The 14,744-nt window shown below is 35.0% G+C and carries 17 protein-coding genes and 1 tRNA gene; 14 read left to right on the top strand and 4 right to left on the bottom strand.

Annotated elements, in window-relative coordinates; genetic code table 11:
- Positions 1-23 precede the first annotated feature (23 nt).
- From TAGGR_RS10370 to TAGGR_RS00710, 3 genes are all read left to right on the top strand, one after another.
- Positions 24-116 (top strand) — tRNA-OTHER (locus TAGGR_RS10370).
- 47 nt (positions 117-163) lie between these two features.
- The gene (locus TAGGR_RS00715) at positions 164-1,027 is read left to right on the top strand and encodes a UbiA-like polyprenyltransferase (RefSeq protein WP_059175466.1); all 864 of its coding nucleotides are present in this window, start codon (positions 164-166) and stop codon (positions 1,025-1,027) included.
- Between the two features lie 196 nt (positions 1,028-1,223).
- A complete protein-coding gene (locus TAGGR_RS00710; protein ID WP_059175465.1) occupies positions 1,224-2,543 on the top strand; it encodes an amidohydrolase family protein in 1,320 nt (439 codons plus the stop codon).
- Between the two features lie 7 nt (positions 2,544-2,550).
- On the opposite strand, the gene holA is transcribed toward TAGGR_RS00710, so the two are convergent.
- Together holA and lptE are read right to left on the bottom strand one after the other, a co-directional pair.
- Positions 2,551-3,420, bottom strand: a complete 870-nt coding sequence (gene holA, locus TAGGR_RS10550) for a DNA polymerase III subunit delta (RefSeq protein ID WP_059175464.1) — start codon at positions 3,418-3,420, stop codon at positions 2,551-2,553.
- Positions 3,420-3,932 (bottom strand): LPS assembly lipoprotein LptE, encoded by a 513-nt coding sequence (gene lptE, locus TAGGR_RS10545; RefSeq protein WP_161936149.1) that lies wholly within the window; start codon positions 3,930-3,932, stop codon positions 3,420-3,422. Before lptE ends, holA begins: the two co-directional genes overlap by 1 nt.
- 125 nt (positions 3,933-4,057) lie before the next feature.
- On the opposite strand from lptE, the gene TAGGR_RS00695 reads away from it, so the two are divergent.
- From TAGGR_RS00695 to TAGGR_RS00675, 5 genes are read left to right on the top strand one after another with little or no spacing between them, the layout of a single operon-like run.
- A complete protein-coding gene (locus TAGGR_RS00695) occupies positions 4,058-4,681 on the top strand; it encodes an indolepyruvate oxidoreductase subunit beta (protein WP_059175462.1) in 624 nt (207 codons plus the stop codon).
- Complete coding sequence (locus tag TAGGR_RS00690; protein ID WP_059175461.1) at positions 4,632-5,927, top strand: phenylacetate--CoA ligase; 1,296 nt, start codon at positions 4,632-4,634, stop codon at positions 5,925-5,927. Before TAGGR_RS00695 ends, TAGGR_RS00690 begins: the two co-directional genes overlap by 50 nt.
- Positions 5,928-5,936: 9 nt before the next feature.
- Positions 5,937-6,359 carry an ACT domain-containing protein gene (locus TAGGR_RS00685; RefSeq protein ID WP_059175460.1) on the top strand — a complete coding sequence of 141 codons (423 nt, stop codon included), beginning with the start codon at positions 5,937-5,939 and terminating at the stop codon, positions 6,357-6,359.
- Between the two features lie 9 nt (positions 6,360-6,368).
- Positions 6,369-7,673, top strand: a complete 1,305-nt coding sequence (locus TAGGR_RS00680) for a phenylacetate--CoA ligase (RefSeq protein WP_059175459.1) — start codon at positions 6,369-6,371, stop codon at positions 7,671-7,673.
- A gap of 9 nt (positions 7,674-7,682) precedes the next feature.
- Complete coding sequence (locus tag TAGGR_RS00675) at positions 7,683-8,114, top strand: ACT domain-containing protein (protein WP_059175458.1); 432 nt, start codon at positions 7,683-7,685, stop codon at positions 8,112-8,114.
- Here the strand turns inward: TAGGR_RS00675 and TAGGR_RS00670 are convergent.
- The gene (locus TAGGR_RS00670) at positions 8,103-9,653 is read right to left on the bottom strand and encodes a thiamine pyrophosphate-dependent enzyme (RefSeq protein WP_059175457.1); all 1,551 of its coding nucleotides are present in this window, start codon (positions 9,651-9,653) and stop codon (positions 8,103-8,105) included. The genes TAGGR_RS00675 and TAGGR_RS00670 overlap by 12 nt on opposite strands.
- Positions 9,654-9,733: 80 nt before the next feature.
- Between TAGGR_RS00670 and cimA the strand changes: the two genes are divergently transcribed.
- From cimA to TAGGR_RS00650, 4 genes are read left to right on the top strand one after another with little or no spacing between them, the layout of a single operon-like run.
- Positions 9,734-11,320: a citramalate synthase gene (gene cimA / locus TAGGR_RS00665; protein WP_059175456.1), complete on the top strand. Its 1,587-nt coding sequence runs from the start codon at positions 9,734-9,736 to the stop codon at positions 11,318-11,320.
- Positions 11,317-11,652 carry a phosphoribosyl-AMP cyclohydrolase gene (hisI, locus tag TAGGR_RS00660; RefSeq protein WP_059175455.1) on the top strand — a complete coding sequence of 112 codons (336 nt, stop codon included), beginning with the start codon at positions 11,317-11,319 and terminating at the stop codon, positions 11,650-11,652. Before cimA ends, hisI begins: the two co-directional genes overlap by 4 nt.
- Positions 11,649-11,990 carry a histidine triad nucleotide-binding protein gene (locus TAGGR_RS00655; protein ID WP_059175454.1) on the top strand — a complete coding sequence of 114 codons (342 nt, stop codon included), beginning with the start codon at positions 11,649-11,651 and terminating at the stop codon, positions 11,988-11,990. Before hisI ends, TAGGR_RS00655 begins: the two co-directional genes overlap by 4 nt.
- Positions 11,991-11,995: 5 nt before the next feature.
- Positions 11,996-12,559 carry an NUDIX hydrolase gene (locus tag TAGGR_RS00650; RefSeq protein ID WP_059175453.1) on the top strand — a complete coding sequence of 188 codons (564 nt, stop codon included), beginning with the start codon at positions 11,996-11,998 and terminating at the stop codon, positions 12,557-12,559.
- 35 nt (positions 12,560-12,594) lie between these two features.
- Here the strand turns inward: TAGGR_RS00650 and TAGGR_RS00645 are convergent, their stop codons facing one another.
- A complete protein-coding gene (locus TAGGR_RS00645) occupies positions 12,595-12,777 on the bottom strand; it encodes a ferredoxin (RefSeq protein WP_059175452.1) in 183 nt (60 codons plus the stop codon).
- 89 nt (positions 12,778-12,866) lie between these two features.
- Here TAGGR_RS00645 and TAGGR_RS00640 point away from each other — a divergent pair, with 89 nt between their 5' ends.
- Positions 12,867-14,123, top strand: coding sequence for a glutamate-5-semialdehyde dehydrogenase (locus TAGGR_RS00640; protein ID WP_059175451.1), 1,257 nt, complete (start codon positions 12,867-12,869; stop codon positions 14,121-14,123).
- Positions 14,120-14,740 carry a nicotinate-nucleotide adenylyltransferase gene (gene nadD / locus TAGGR_RS00635; protein ID WP_059175450.1) on the top strand — a complete coding sequence of 207 codons (621 nt, stop codon included), beginning with the start codon at positions 14,120-14,122 and terminating at the stop codon, positions 14,738-14,740. The genes TAGGR_RS00640 and nadD overlap by 4 nt, the downstream gene beginning before the upstream one ends.
- Positions 14,741-14,744: the final 4 nt, after the last annotated feature.

Below are 14,744 nucleotides of genomic sequence, written 5' to 3'. Positions count from 1 at the left end.
ATATTTATTTAAAATTTTATTCAGAGGGATGTGGGACTGGTGTCTCTCCTGGTCTGCAAAACCAGTGATGGAGGACAGTGTCCTCCAGTGGGTTCAATTCCCACCATCCCTCTCCATCAAAAATCAATACTTGCCTTAACCAAGAATGTTATAATATTTCATTATGTCCATAGTGAACAAAGCTGTGCTTTATCTCAAAATGATCAAAATTGAACACAGTGTTTTTGCCCTTCCCTTTGCTTTTGCAGGTGCAATGCTTGCTGCAGGAGGAATTCCTGAAGTTGAAAAGATACTCTGGATTACTGTTGCAATGGTTACTGCGAGAGCCAGTGCATTTGGATTTAATAGGATAATTGATAGGAAAATAGATGCTCTTAATCCCAGAACTGCTCAGAGGGAGATTCCTGCAGGAAAAATCAAACTATGGGAAGCAGTTTTATTCACTGTGCTCTGTCTCATAATATTTGTTTATTCAGCATGGATGCTCAATCCCCTTTGTTTTAAACTCTCTCCAGTTGCTATTTTCATACTTTTCATATATTCCTACACAAAAAGATTCACATGGGCATGCCATTTTGTGCTTGGACTGGCTCTTGCCCTTGCACCACTTGGAGCATGGATTGCTGTAAGAGGAAGTTTTGACCTGGAAATAATTCCCATGGTCTTGACAGTTATTTTCTGGCTTGCTGGCTTTGATACACTCTATGCACTCTGGGATGTGGATTTTGATAAAAAATACGGGATATACTCAATCCCCAGAATCTTTGGAGTTAAAAAGGCAATATATCTTGCAAGGCTCTTTCATTTTATTGCATGGAGCTTTCTTATTTTAACAGGTCTTGTTTTCAAGCTAAATATATTTTACTGGTTTGGAATGGCAGTGGTTGCTTATTTATTTATTCATGAACACAGACTTGTAAAACCCGATGATCTTTCAAAGTTGAATGTGGCATTTTTTAACATGAACGGTTACATAAGCATAACAGTGTTTTTGTTTACTGCAATGGCTGTTTTGATAAAAATTTGATAACTTTATTACGTCATTGCGAGGAAGCCGAGCCAGAGGCGAGGCTGACGACGCAATCTCGTTTTTTTCAGGAGCTAAAGGCATCAGAGACTTCTTCGGAGCATTGAGCCCCTCGCAGTGACAAAAAGAAATAACATAGGAAAAAGAGATTCCTCGGGACATCGAGTCCCTCGTAAATAACTGGATGGAGGTTGTTATGAAATCAGTTTTTATAGTTCGTGGGAAATACTTGATTACTATGAATAAAAAAGATGAAATAATTGAAAACGGAGCAGTTGTTGTTGAAGATGGAAAAATTAAAGATATCGGTGAATTCACAGAAATTTTAAAAAAATATAAAGATTCTTCAATTCCTGTATACGGCAACTCTCATTCAGCATTAATGCCAGGTTTTATAAACACCCATACCCATGCTGCCATGGTTCTTTTCAGAGGAATTGCCGATGATCTTCCACTCAAGCAGTGGCTTATAGAGCATATATGGCCCAGAGAAGCAAAGTTTCTCAGTCCCGAGTTTGTTTATGATGGAACCTGCCTTGCATCACTTGAGATACTTAAAAGCGGAACAACAACTTTTAATGATATGTATTTTTTCACTGAATCAATTGCAGAAGCAGCAAAAAAATTGGGTATCAGGGCAATTATTGGTCAGGGAGTTCTTGATTTTCCTACTGCATCAGGTAAAGGAGCAGATGATTATCTTAAAAAAGCTTCAGAATTTATTGAAAAGTATAAAGATGACGAACTAATTGTCCCTGCAGTAGCACCTCATGCCATTTATACCTGCAGCAAAGAAACTCTACTTAAATCAAAAGAGCTTGCATTGAAAACCAGTGTTCCCATTCATATCCATCTAAGTGAGACATTTCAGGAAGTTGAGGAATGCATAAAAAAGCATGGCAAAAGACCTATTAAGTATCTACGAGATATAGGATTTCTTGAAGGCAGAATAACTGCTGCTCATTCAGTATGGGTTAATGATGAAGAAATAGAGCTTATGGCAGAACATGGAGTTGGAGTCTCTCACTGTATTGAGAGCAATCTCAAGCTTTCAAGTGGTATTGCTCCTGTGGCAAGGATGATTAAAAAAGGCGTTAAGGTAAGCATGGGGACAGACGGTGCAGCAAGCAACAACAATCTTGACCTTCTTGAAGAAATCTCCATTGCTGCAAAGGTTCAAAAAGGTGTGACTGCGGATCCAACAGTTCTTAATGTAAAAACCTGCATGAAAATGCTAACAATATGGGCAGCGGAATCACTCGGATTGGAAAACCAGATTGGAAGTATAGAAATCGGTAAAAGAGCAGACATGATTTTAATGAATCTTAGAAAGGCTCATCTACAGCCTGTTTATGATATATATTCAACAATAATCTATTCTGCAAAGGCATCTGACATTGAAGATGTCTTTGTAAATGGTGTTCCTGTAGTACTTAATGGCAGGCACCAATTCGTTGATGAAGATGAAATTATAGAGAAAGCATTGTGGTGGGCTGAAAAAATTCAGAATTCGTAAATCTTGTTCAATTCTCAATCTTTAACAACTCATACACAAGCATATCAAGGCTTAAGCTACGAGCCTGCCTTAATGATAGATTTGTTCTGTAAAGAAGTGAGTAAACTTTTTCATCTGAATCTTTTTTATTACTGTAATACCAGTTCAATGCACCAAGAATCATGTCTGGCTCTGTATTTTGAAGTTTATCAAGAATTTTGAATGCCCTTTCTCTGTCCTTTTTCTTTATTGCATCTATAAGGTCAAAGGCTGTAAACTCACCGAGCTCTGTGAGAATGTCCTTAATGTCAAAAAGTCCGAGATGAGATTTATCACTGAGAAGTGATATTTTTTCTATTTCAGATGAAATTATGCCAGGCTGTCCACCTGTAATATCAATCAGGTAATAAATCACATCAGGTTTTAGAGTTATTCCAAACTGTGATGCTTTATAGAGTATCCATGTGGGAAGCTCTTTTTCATGAATATCTAAATTATAAACAACTGCATTTTTAATCTCTTTTATAAAACCAATCTCTTCAGATATATCCCTATACGAGGCATTGCAAAGAACAATGAAGTTAACAGAACCATTAATTGATGTTTTAATCTTTTTAAGCCATTCGATTCTTTTTTCCGTTCTTCTTATCTTTTCAAAATTATATACCAGGACTATTCTCTTAGGCGTAAACAGAGAAAAAGAAGCAAAAGAGCTGATGTCAACTTCTTCAGGAGAATCATATATTTCAATTGAAATTGAATTAAAATTCTTACGAATAAGTCTTCCTACTTCAAAAAGAAAAAACTGCTCTTGTGCATAAAAAAAATAGAGAAACTTTTTAAGTCCTTTTTTTATTTCCTCTTCGAATTTCTGTATTTCAAGTAGATACTCTTTCATTAATCAAAGTTTTGTTCAGTCTCAAAAATAAGCTTTCTTACCATATCGTCACATATATCCCTAATCAAAGAATTAGTGGCAATGGCTTTGTCAGCAATTATGCTTGATAAATCTCTTGTAGTTCGGAAATATGTAGTAAAGGGTGATGATGGTGTAAACTCTTTTATTTTATCTCCCTTTTCATTATAGAGAATTGCTCTAACCTCCATAACAATTTGATATTCAACAGTGTTAAGTCCTATTTCTGACAGAGTAATCAGGCGATAGTTTTTTATTTGAATATCAAGAACTCTCTGAGATGTTGATGTAACAGTAAAACCATTATCAATAAGTGTTTGATATGCAATTTTTCTAACATTATCCTGAAGTCCTGGTTCAAGTGTAGAATTTTCAACATTTCTTAAATAAATTTCCTGAAAAGGCAAGTCAGCTTTTGTATGAAGATTGTATCCACAACTTTGGAGAGTTAAATTTAAAATTAATGCTATCAGAACTAAAGTTATATGTTTCATTTTTTTCATTCTAGATATTTATGATATCACAAATTACCCATACTTTGTTGAGTTTTTCCAAACCAAAGTCCTTTAAAAAATTTTTTTATTGCCAACTAATTTTATAATATGGTAGAATTTTTCCTATGTTAACAACCAACATAATCATAAGTGGAACCGGTGGGCAAGGGATTATTCTTGCAAGTAGAATTATCACTCATGTTGCTTTTCAAAGTGGTTATGATGTTAAAGAGAGCGAGATTCACGGAATGGCTCAAAGGGGTGGAAGTGTTGTAAGCCATATAAGATTTGGAGATAAGGTTTTTTCTCCTCAAATTCCAGCTGGTGAAGCTCAAATTATGGTAGCCTTGGAAGAACTTGAAGCATTAAGATATTTACGATTTCTAAAAAAAGGAGGACTTATCATTTTAAATAAGAAAAAAATTCTTCCTGCAATGACCGAAGAAAAAGATTATCCCCAAAATGTTGAAAATTTGCTAGAACAAAAGGGATTTATTGTAATTCCCGTAGAAGCAGAAAAAATGGCAAAACAAATTGGTAATATTAAAATAGAAAATTCTGTAATCTTAGGAATTCTATCAACTGCTTTATCCTTTAAAGAAGAAATATGGCATGATGTAATTTCAAAGGCGGTTCCACCAAAAACTATCGAACTCAACATAAAAGCATTCAATGAAGGCAGGAGGTTAATAGAAGAAGATGCAATTTTGGAACAAAGAATTAGAAACTTTACCGAGGCAAAAACTTGAAGAACTTCAGTTTGAAAGACTAAAGAAAACTATCAAAAAAGTTTATCAAAAGGTCCCTCACTACAAAAAAAAATTTCAAGATGCAGGAGTAAATCCTTCAGAACTTAAATCTCTTGAGGATATTAAAAAATTCCCTTTTACCACAAAAGAAGATCTATTTGTTGACTATCCTTATGGACTACTTACTGTTGCACCTGAAAAGGTAGTGAGGCTGCATACATCAAGTGGAACAACTGGAAAACCTAAAGCAATATTTTTCTCAAAAAGAGACATAAACAACTCTGCAGAGCTCATTGCCCGTTGTCTTGTAATGACAGGTGCTACAAGAGGAGATATTTTACAAAACAGCATGACCTATGGACTATTTACAGGAGCTTTTGTAATGCATTACGGAGCAGAAAAAGTGGGAATCCTCGTTATTCCTGCAGGACCTGGAAATACAGAAAGACAGATTAATTTAATGAGAGACTTTGGAACAACAATGATTCATATAACACCAAGTTATGCCCTTTATGTTGCCTCTGTGCTCTATGATAAAGGAATTGATCCCCGTAAGGAGTTGAAACTTAAAAGAGCCTATCTTGGTGCAGAGCCATACTCTGAAGAAACAAGAAGAAAAATTGAAAACATGCTCGGCATAGATGTTTATAACTGTTATGGACTTACAGAGATGAATGGTCCGGGTGTTGGATTTGAATGTCCTTACAAAGAAGGGCTTCATATATGGGAAGACAACTTTCTTATAGAGATAATTGATCCTCAAACAGGAAAAGTTTTACCTGATGGCGAAATTGGTGAGCTTGTTTTAACGACACTTAACAGAGAAGCAATGCCTCTCATAAGATACAGAACAAGGGATTTAACAAGGATTATTATAGAACCTTGTAAATGCGGAAGAACTCATAGAAGAATCTCAAGAATTCTTGGCAGATCCGATGACATGTTTATTGTAAAGGGAGTAAACATCTTCCCGCAGCAGATTGAACAGGTGTTGATGGGAATAAAGGGAGTTGCCCAGAACTATCAAATTGTTCTTGAGTCGTACGATGAAATGGTTATTAAAGTTGAGATAGACAGAGAGCTTTTCGATGGAAAGATTGAAAAATTGATAAAATTAAAAGAAGAAATAATTGAAAAAATAAGATCTGCTACAATGGTAAAACCAAAAGTGGAATTACTTGAACCTGGAACACTACCTGTAAGTGAAGGAAAAGCTAAAAGAGTGATAGATAAAAGAACGATTTAGGAGGCTTAAATGGATAAAGTCCACATAATTTCAGTATTTGCTGAAAATAAACCTGGAAGACTTGAGAGAATAACAAAAGTTCTTGCAGAGGCAAACATAAACATTCTCGCCTTTTCCATTACAAGTACAAATGGTTTTGGAATAATAAAGTTTATGGTAGACAGATGTAAAGAGGCTTTTCAACTGTTGAAAGAAAAGGGATTTACAGTATCGCTTAATGAAGCAATTGGAATTGAAATGAAAGATCAACCTGGCGGACTTTATGAGGTTGTTAAAATTTTATCTTCAAAGGGCATAAATATTGAAAGTGCTGCTGTTTATGTGGCTGAAACAAGAAAAAAGGCTTATCTAATTGTTGAAGTAGAGGACACTAAAAAGGCTATGGAAACTCTTAAAGGTGAAAATCTTAAATTCTTAAAACCAATTGAATGAGGTGAGATTATGATATGGAATAAAGAAATGGAGTGTATGGAAGAAGAAAAACTGAGAGAACTACAGCTTGAAAGATTAAAACAAACAGTTAAAAGAGCCTATGAAAAAGTTCCATATTACAGAAAAAAATTTGATGAGATAGGACTGAAACCAGAAGACATTAAAAACCTTGATGACATAAAAAACATTCCATTTACATCTAAGGCAGACTTAAGAGAAGTTTATCCTTTTGGAATGTTTGCTGCTGAGCTTGGTGAAATTGTTGAGATACACATGTCAAGTGGAACTACAGGCAAACCAGTTGTAGCAGGATATACAAGGAATGATATTGAGATATGGGCAGAAGTAATGGCAAGATGTCTTACAATGGCTGGCGCTACAAAGAATGATATTGTTCAGAACTGCTATGGTTATGGACTTTTTACTGGAGGATTTGGAGTTCATTACGGAGCTCAAAAAATAGGAGCTCTGGTAGTACCAGCAAGTGCTGGAAATACGAGAAGACAGATTGAGATAATGAGGGACTTTGGAACAACAATTCTTACATGCACTCCCTCTTATGCTTTATATATGGCTGAAGTAGCCATTGAGATGGGAGTTGAACCGAGAACTCTTAAACTTAAAGCTGGATGTTTTGGTGCTGAAATGTGGACCGAGCAGATGAGAAAAGAAATCGAAAAGAGATTCAATATAGATGCTTTTAATATTTATGGATTAACAGAAATAATTGGACCCGGTGTTGCTCACGAATGTATGGAAAAAAAAGGTTTACACGTTTTTGAAGATCATTTCTATGTAGAAGTAATTGATCCGGACACAGGAGACCCATTACCCGATGGTAAAAGGGGAGAACTTGTTATCACAACTCTTACAAGGGAAGGAATGCCCATGTTAAGATTTAGAACAAGAGATATAACATCAATCACCAGAGAAAAATGCAGTTGTGGAAGAACTTTTGCAAAAATTGAGAGAATTCGTGGAAGAACAGATGATATGATAAAAGTAAGAGGAGTTATGGTATTTCCTTATCAGATTGAAAGAGCTATTCTTGAAGTTCAAGGAGTTGAACCTCATTATCAGATTGTTGTTACAAGACCTCAACATCTTGATGAAATTGAGGTAATGGTAGAGATGTCAAAGGAGACATTTTCTGATGAGGTAAAACACATTGAGAATCTCAAGAAAAAACTTGAGAAAAGAATTGAAGAGACAATAGGTATAAGAGTTAAAGTTACACTGGTAGAACCAAAAACTCTGCCAAGAAGTGAAGGAAAAGCTAAAAGAGTTATTGACAAAAGAACACTGATAGATTAGGAGGTAATGATGAAGATAAAACAGATATCAGTTTTTTTAGAGAATAAAAGAGGAAGACTTTACGAAGCTCTAAGTGCTTTGGCAGACCAAAACATAAACATAAGAGCTCTGTCAATTGCTGATACATCCGAGTTTGGAATTTTAAGAATGATTGTTACAGATCCTGAAAAGGCTAAAGAAGTTCTTGAAAAAAATGAATTTACTGTGAAACTTACTAATGTAATAGCCATGGCAGTTAAAGATAAACCTGGAGGTTTAGCAGAAGCTCTTAAACATCTTTATGATGCAAACATAAATATTGAATATATTTACGCTTTTGTTGAAAAATCAGGCGAAAAGGCAGTTGTGGTCATACGAACTGAAAATCTTGATAGAACAATCTCAATTCTACAAGAAAAAGGAATAGCTCTATTAAGCTGGGAAGATGTTTTAGCTCTTTAGCCTTTTAGCCAGTAAAATACATGCTCTACGGGCTATAACCACATTGACACCAGGATTATCAAGTCCTTTTTTAATTGCCTCATATGTTGCCTTTTTATCATAGGGATCAACGACCTCTACAGAGTCTGCTCCACATGACCTGCAGAGTTCAACAAGATCTATTTTCTTCGTTTCCTCTCCTTTTGCTGTAATTCCTGTCAGCGGAGTTGGTTGATGTCCTGTCATAGCTACTGCTGAATTATCAAGAATACAGACAAGAAGATTCAGTTTGTTATAGACCGCATTTATCAATGCTGGAATTCCTGTATGTATAAATGTAGAATCTCCAATTACAGCAGCTACTCTCTTTATACCCTGTGAGACGACCCCTGCTGCTTTACTTATACTTGCTCCCATGCAAAGACAGGTATCAATTGCTGTCAGAGGAGGATTTGCCCCAAGAGTATAACAGCCAATATCTCCTGTAACAAATGTTGGTCTGGCTTCATTCAATGCCTTGTAAAACTCTCTATGAGGACATCCTGGACATAATGTGGGAGGTCTTAAGAGAATTTTATCTTCTGTCTCAAAGGACTTTAATTTACCAAAAATTTTTAACAAAGGTTCAACTCCTAATTCACCCTCAAGAGGCAGATCTCCTGAGAGTTTGCCTCTGATGTTTAAGCTGTACTTTCTTGCAATGGTCTCAACCAGAGGATATCCTTCTTCAATAACAATAACTTCATCAAGAGTTGTAACAAAGTTTTTAATTAAATCTTCATCAACTGGATAAGCTGAAATTTTGAGAATTGGTAGCGACTCTTCTAGTTCTTTTGCGTAAAGATAAGTAATTCCACAGGCAATTATACCTATTTTCCCTTTCCCCGGCAATATTTTATTAAATTCGTATTCTTTTATAATTTCTTTTATTTTTTCCTGCTTTTTGTTTAGTTCTCTGTGAAGTCTCACAACATTTTTGGGAACTGCAATTAAGTAGTCAGGATTCTTTTCAAGTTTAATCTCTTTTTCAGAATTTATACTTCCAAGGCTTACAGGACCATAGCAGTGAAGAAGTCTTGTAATACTCCTTATCATTACAGGAAGACCTAACCTTTCTGATATTTCAAAGGCAAGGTAGGTCATATCCTTAGCTTCCTGGATATCAGAAGGTTCAAAACATGGAATCTTTGCAAAAGAAGCATAAAAACGTGAGTCCTGCTCATTTTGAGAGGAATAAGCACCAGGATCATCCCCTACTGCCAGAACAAGCCCCCCTCGTACTCCAAGATAAGCTGATGTCATGAATGGATCAGATGCTACATTCAGACCAACATGCTTCATCGAACATAGAGCTCTTCTGCCAGTTAGGGATACTCCATAGGCAACTTCATAGGCAACTTTTTCATTTACAGACCATTCAGCCTTTACATTTGAATTCTTAGCAATATATTCAAGAATCTGCGTTGCAGGAGTACCTGGATATGAAGAAGCATATGAAATTCCTGCTTCAATAGCTCCACGTGCAATTGCATCACAGCCTAACATTAAAGTCTTTTCCATATTTTTTCCCCTCATAAGTTGATAGATATTTAATATACCATACCTTGCTTAATACTTCAAAAATGTAATATATTATCTTTATGCAAAAACTTGTTGAAATTTATGATACCACACTAAGAGATGGCTCTCAAGCAGAGGATATATCCTTTTCAGTTGATGACAAATTGAGAATAACAGAAAAACTTGATGAACTCGGAATTCATTATATAGAAGGTGGATGGCCTGGTTCAAATCCTAAAGATGCAGAGTATTTTAAGAAAGTCAGGAAACTTTCACTTAAAAATGCTAAAGTAGTTGCCTTTGGAAGCACCCATAGACCTAAAACAAATGTAGAGAACGATTCAAATATAAAAGCTCTAATTTCATCTGAAGTTCCTGTATTTACAGTTTTTGGTAAAACCTGGGATTTTCATGTAACAGAAGCTCTCAAAATCACTCTTGAAGAAAATCTTGAACTTATTTTTAATACAATCAATTATTTAAAAAAATACGCTGAAAAAGTCTTCTTTGATGCAGAACACTTTTTTGATGGATTTAAAGACAATCCTGAGTATGCTATAAAATGTTTAAAAACTGCTCAACAAGCTTATGCAGACTGTATCATACTCTGTGATACAAACGGTGGAACCCTCACAAATGAAGTAGAAAGAATAATAAAGGAGGTTAAAAAATCAATAAACACTCCCCTTGGAATACATGCTCACAATGATTCTGATTGTGCTGTTGCAAATAGCATTATAGCAGTTTTAAATGGAATTACTCAGGTTCAGGGAACTATAAATGGATTTGGTGAAAGATGTGGAAATGCTAATCTTTGTTCTATCATTCCAAATCTTCAGCTTAAACTTGGATATAAATGTATTGATGAAGATAATTTAAAAAAGCTTACAGAAGTTTCAAGATTTGTCTATGAAATAGCTAACCTCATGCCTTTTAAAAGACAGCCATTTGTTGGAGAAAGTGCTTTTGCACATAAAGGAGGAGTTCATGTAAGTGCAGTAAGAAAACGTCCTGAAACTTATGAACATATTAGACCTGAACTGGTTGGAAATCGTCAAAGAATCCTTGTTTCAGATCTTTCAGGTAAGAGCAACATCCTTAAAAAAGCAGAAGAATTTGGTATTGTTCTTAATCCTGATTCTCCTGAGGTACAGGCAATAGTGGATGCAGTAAAAACTTTAGAAAATGAAGGATATCAATTTGAAGGAGCTGAAGCATCACTTGAACTTTTATTTAGAAACACATTGGGATTAAAGAGAAAATTTTTTGATTTAATAGGTTTTAGAGTTATAGATGAGAAAAGAAAAGGTGATGAAGCAACATTAAGTGAAGCAACAATAATGGTAAAAGTGGGAAAAAGCATTGAACATACTGCAGCAACTGGTAATGGACCAGTAAATGCTCTTGATAACGCTTTAAGAAAAGCTCTTGAAAGATTTTATCCTGAACTAAAAAGAGTAAAACTTAGAGATTACAAAGTTAGAGTGGTTAATTCAGGTAAAGGAACTGCTTCAAAAGTGAGAGTTTTGGTGGAGTCAGGAGATGAAGAGAGTGTATGGAGCACTGTTGGTGTCTCAGAAAACATAATTGAAGCTTCATGGCAGGCAATAGTAGACAGCATTGAATATAAGCTTTACAAAGAGAAAACGAAAAAAGGTGAAGTATGAACATACCAGATCTAAAATTTGATGAAAAAGGACTAATCCCTGCAGTAATTCAAGAGATAGAGACAAAAGAAGTTTTAATGGTTGCCTATATGGATAAAGAAGCTCTTAGAAGAACTATTGAATCAGGATTTACCCATTTCTGGTCACGTTCAAGGCAGACTTACTGGAAAAAAGGGGAAACTTCAGGAAATGTCCAGGAAGTAAAAGAGATTTACTATGACTGTGATGCAGACACACTCCTTATCATGGTGAAACAGCACGGCAGTGGAGCCTGTCATACAGGAAATAGAACCTGTTTTTACAGAAAAATTGATTTTAAGAGCGTAAAATGAATTGTGTATTTTGCAGAATTATAAAAAAAGAAATTCCGTCAAAAATTGTTTATGAGGATGATTTGGTTTTAGCCTTTGAAGATATCGCACCGCAGGCTCCAGTTCATATTCTCGTAATTCCAAAGAAACACTACTCTACCGTGCTTGAAATGAAAGAAGAAGAAAAGGAGCTTATCGGACATATTTTTATGGTTATAAATAAAATTGCCAGAGAAAAAGGCTTTGATGAAAGAGGTTTTAGAGTTGTCGTAAACTGCAATCCTGAAGCAGGTCAGACAGTCTATCATGTTCATTTTCATCTTTTAGCTGGTAGACAGATGCATTGGCCTCCAGGATAGCATTTATGAAGATTCTTAAAAAAGAAACGGTCTGGCAGGGGAAATATCTAAAAGTCGTTTTACTTTCCTATGAAGACAATCAGGGAAAAATAAGACAGTGGGAAGCTGTTGAAAGAGTAAACTGTAAGGGAATTGTAGTAGTTATTCCTATAACAGAAAACAATGAAGTCGTCTTTATCAGACAGTTCAGACCTGTTCTTGATGGATATGTTATAGAATTTCCAGCAGGATTAAATGATAGAAGAGAATCATTGGTTGAAGTTGCAAAGAGAGAATTGATTGAAGAAACAGGTTTGTTTTCAGAAGAAATCATATTTCTTGCAGAAGGACCTGTTTCTTCAGGTCTTTCCACAGAGGTTTTAACAGTATTTATTGCAAAAAATGTAAAAGAAGCTTCAGAAGAGATACAGAAAAAATTCCCCCCTGATGAAAGCGAAAACATAGAAGTATTAAAGATTCCATTTAATAATGCCTTAGAAAAGCTTAATGAATTGAGAAATAAAGGGAATTACATAGATCTAAAAATATTTGGTTTTTTAGAACTTGTCAGAAAATTTTTTAATTTTTAATTTGAGGGTAGAGGCATTCCTCCACCCTCAAAAAATTATTCAAATCTGATAGCTTGAGAGGGACAAAGATCTGCAGCCTGCTGACAATCACAGGTATTGCATTTGTCAGGACCAATAACCCATGCTTTGTCATCTCTCATCTCAAAAACCTCTGGACATATCTCTACACAGCTTCCACAACCTACGCAAAGATCGTAATCGACTACTGGTGTTGGCATAATTACCTCCTCCTTTTTAAAATTTATTTTTATAAAATATACCAAAAAAAGTTAAAATATGCAATTAAATTTTTTAGGAGGTCAGTCAGATGGAGATTAAACAATTAGTTTTAAGTAAAGCAAAAGAGGCTAAAGAAGCCTCACGTCTTATTGGAAAAGCATCAACAGATACAAAAAACAAAATTCTTCTTAGAATGGTTGAGTATCTTAAACAGGGTAAAGATGAACTTATCAAAGCAAACAAGGTAGATGTGGAAAAAGCAAAGGAAAAAGGATTATCAAAAGCTTTAGTTGATAGGCTTACTTTAACAGATAAAAGAATTGATGAGATGATAAAAGGACTTGAAGAGGTAATTGCTCTTGCAGACCCAGTGGGTGAAATAACAAAAATGTGGCTCAGACCAAATGGAATGCTTGTTGGTAAAATGAGGGTGCCCATAGGAGTAATTGCTGTGATTTATGAATCAAGACCAAATGTTACGGTAGATGTAACTGGATTATGTCTTAAGGCGGGTAATTCAGTTCTTTTAAGAGGAGGCTCTGAAGCGATAAATTCAAATGCAGCTTTAGTAAAAATTTTAAAACAGGCTTTAAAAGATGAAGGAATGCATGAAGGAGTTGTAAGCTTTATTGATATTCCTCAAAGAGAAGCAGTCCTTGAGATGATCAAGCTTGAAGGCCTGATAGATTTAGTAATTCCTCGTGGAGGAGAATCACTTATAAGAACTGTTACTGAAAACTCACGAATTCCAGTACTTAAACACTACAAAGGTGTTTGTCATGTTTTTGTTGACAGAGACGCTGATTTAGAGATGGCAGAAGAGATTTGTTTTAATGCGAAGGTTCAAAGACCAGGTACTTGTAATGCCATGGAAACGATGCTTGTCGATGAAGCTGTAGCTGAAATATTTTTACCTAAAATGTTAAAGAGATTTGAAAAAGCAGGAGTTCAGCTTAAAGGATGCCCAAAAACAAAGAAAATATATCCAAATGCGATGGATGTGGCAGAAGAAGACTTTTATAAAGAGTATCTTGATTTAATCCTCAATGTTAAGGTTGTAAAAGATATTGATGAAGCTATTGATCACATAACAAAATACGGGTCAGCCCATTCTGATGCAATAGTTACAAGGGATTACAATAAAGCAATGAGATTTTTAAGAGAAGTTGACTCTTCAGCTGTTTTTGTTAATGCTTCAACAAGACTTAACGATGGATATCAATTTGGTCTTGGTGCTGAAATAGGAATTTCCACAGACAAAATTCATGCTCGTGGTCCGATGGGTCTTGAAGAGCTCACATGCACTAAGTTCATAGTTTTTGGTTCTGGACAGTTAAGACAATGAAAATAGGAATTTTTGGAGGAACCTTTAATCCAATCCATTATGGTCATTTGAGAGTTGCAGAAGAGGTAAGAGAGAGTTTTTCAATGGATAAAATTATATTTATTCCTGCAGGGATTCCGCCATTAAAAAGACATAATATTTTGTCAGGAATGCACAGATTGAAAATGACAGAACTGGCAATCAGGGGCAACCCATTTTTTGAAGTCTCTGATATCGAAGTGAGAAGTAAAAAACCTTCCTATACTTTCAATACTCTTAAATATTTAAAAAAACTTTACCAAAAGGATGCTCTTTTTTTTATAATGGGAATTGATGCTTTTCTTGAGTTAAAATTCTGGTATAAATATGAAGAACTATTAAAGATGATTGATTTTATAGTAATGTCAAGACCTGGTTTTGAGAGTTTACAAGTTTCTGAGTTTATTGAAACTAAGGAGTCAGATAACTGTTTTAGAATAAAAAATTCAGATAAAAAAGCTCTTTTTATTTCAGTTTCACCATTCTGGACATCATCAACACAAATAAGACAGATGATTCAGAATGGAAAAAGTATTCGTTACTTAGTACCGGAAGAAGTTCGAAAATACATTGAAGAAAACAAACTCTACAGGGAGTAGATTT

Origin of the sequence: Thermodesulfovibrio aggregans, from assembly GCF_001514535.1 — a bacterium.
GTDB classification, from domain to species: domain Bacteria; phylum Nitrospirota; class Thermodesulfovibrionia; order Thermodesulfovibrionales; family Thermodesulfovibrionaceae; genus Thermodesulfovibrio; species Thermodesulfovibrio aggregans.
The sequence above is the reverse complement of the archived record's forward strand: the minus strand, read 5'-3'. Positions and strand labels throughout refer to the sequence as shown.

Excerpts from the sequence above, each read along its gene's own strand:
- TAGGR_RS00715 (WP_059175466.1), top strand. The coding sequence starts at position 164 with ATGTCCATAGTGAACAAAGCTGTGCTTTATCTCAAAATGATCAAAATT.
- TAGGR_RS00710 (WP_059175465.1), top strand. The coding sequence starts at position 1,224 with ATGAAATCAGTTTTTATAGTTCGTGGGAAATACTTGATTACTATGAAT.
- holA (WP_059175464.1), bottom strand. The coding sequence starts at position 3,420 with ATGAAAGAGTATCTACTTGAAATACAGAAATTCGAAGAGGAAATAAAA.
- lptE (WP_161936149.1), bottom strand. The coding sequence starts at position 3,932 with ATGAAACATATAACTTTAGTTCTGATAGCATTAATTTTAAATTTAACT.
- TAGGR_RS00695 (WP_059175462.1), top strand. The coding sequence starts at position 4,058 with ATGTTAACAACCAACATAATCATAAGTGGAACCGGTGGGCAAGGGATT.
- TAGGR_RS00690 (WP_059175461.1), top strand. The coding sequence starts at position 4,632 with ATGCAATTTTGGAACAAAGAATTAGAAACTTTACCGAGGCAAAAACTT.
- TAGGR_RS00685 (WP_059175460.1), top strand. The coding sequence starts at position 5,937 with ATGGATAAAGTCCACATAATTTCAGTATTTGCTGAAAATAAACCTGGA.
- TAGGR_RS00680 (WP_059175459.1), top strand. The coding sequence starts at position 6,369 with ATGATATGGAATAAAGAAATGGAGTGTATGGAAGAAGAAAAACTGAGA.
- TAGGR_RS00675 (WP_059175458.1), top strand. The coding sequence starts at position 7,683 with ATGAAGATAAAACAGATATCAGTTTTTTTAGAGAATAAAAGAGGAAGA.
- TAGGR_RS00670 (WP_059175457.1), bottom strand. The coding sequence starts at position 9,653 with ATGGAAAAGACTTTAATGTTAGGCTGTGATGCAATTGCACGTGGAGCT.
- cimA (WP_059175456.1), top strand. The coding sequence starts at position 9,734 with ATGCAAAAACTTGTTGAAATTTATGATACCACACTAAGAGATGGCTCT.
- hisI (WP_059175455.1), top strand. The coding sequence starts at position 11,317 with ATGAACATACCAGATCTAAAATTTGATGAAAAAGGACTAATCCCTGCA.
- TAGGR_RS00655 (WP_059175454.1), top strand. The coding sequence starts at position 11,649 with ATGAATTGTGTATTTTGCAGAATTATAAAAAAAGAAATTCCGTCAAAA.
- TAGGR_RS00650 (WP_059175453.1), top strand. The coding sequence starts at position 11,996 with ATGAAGATTCTTAAAAAAGAAACGGTCTGGCAGGGGAAATATCTAAAA.
- TAGGR_RS00645 (WP_059175452.1), bottom strand. The coding sequence starts at position 12,777 with ATGCCAACACCAGTAGTCGATTACGATCTTTGCGTAGGTTGTGGAAGC.
- TAGGR_RS00640 (WP_059175451.1), top strand. The coding sequence starts at position 12,867 with ATGGAGATTAAACAATTAGTTTTAAGTAAAGCAAAAGAGGCTAAAGAA.
- nadD (WP_059175450.1), top strand. The coding sequence starts at position 14,120 with ATGAAAATAGGAATTTTTGGAGGAACCTTTAATCCAATCCATTATGGT.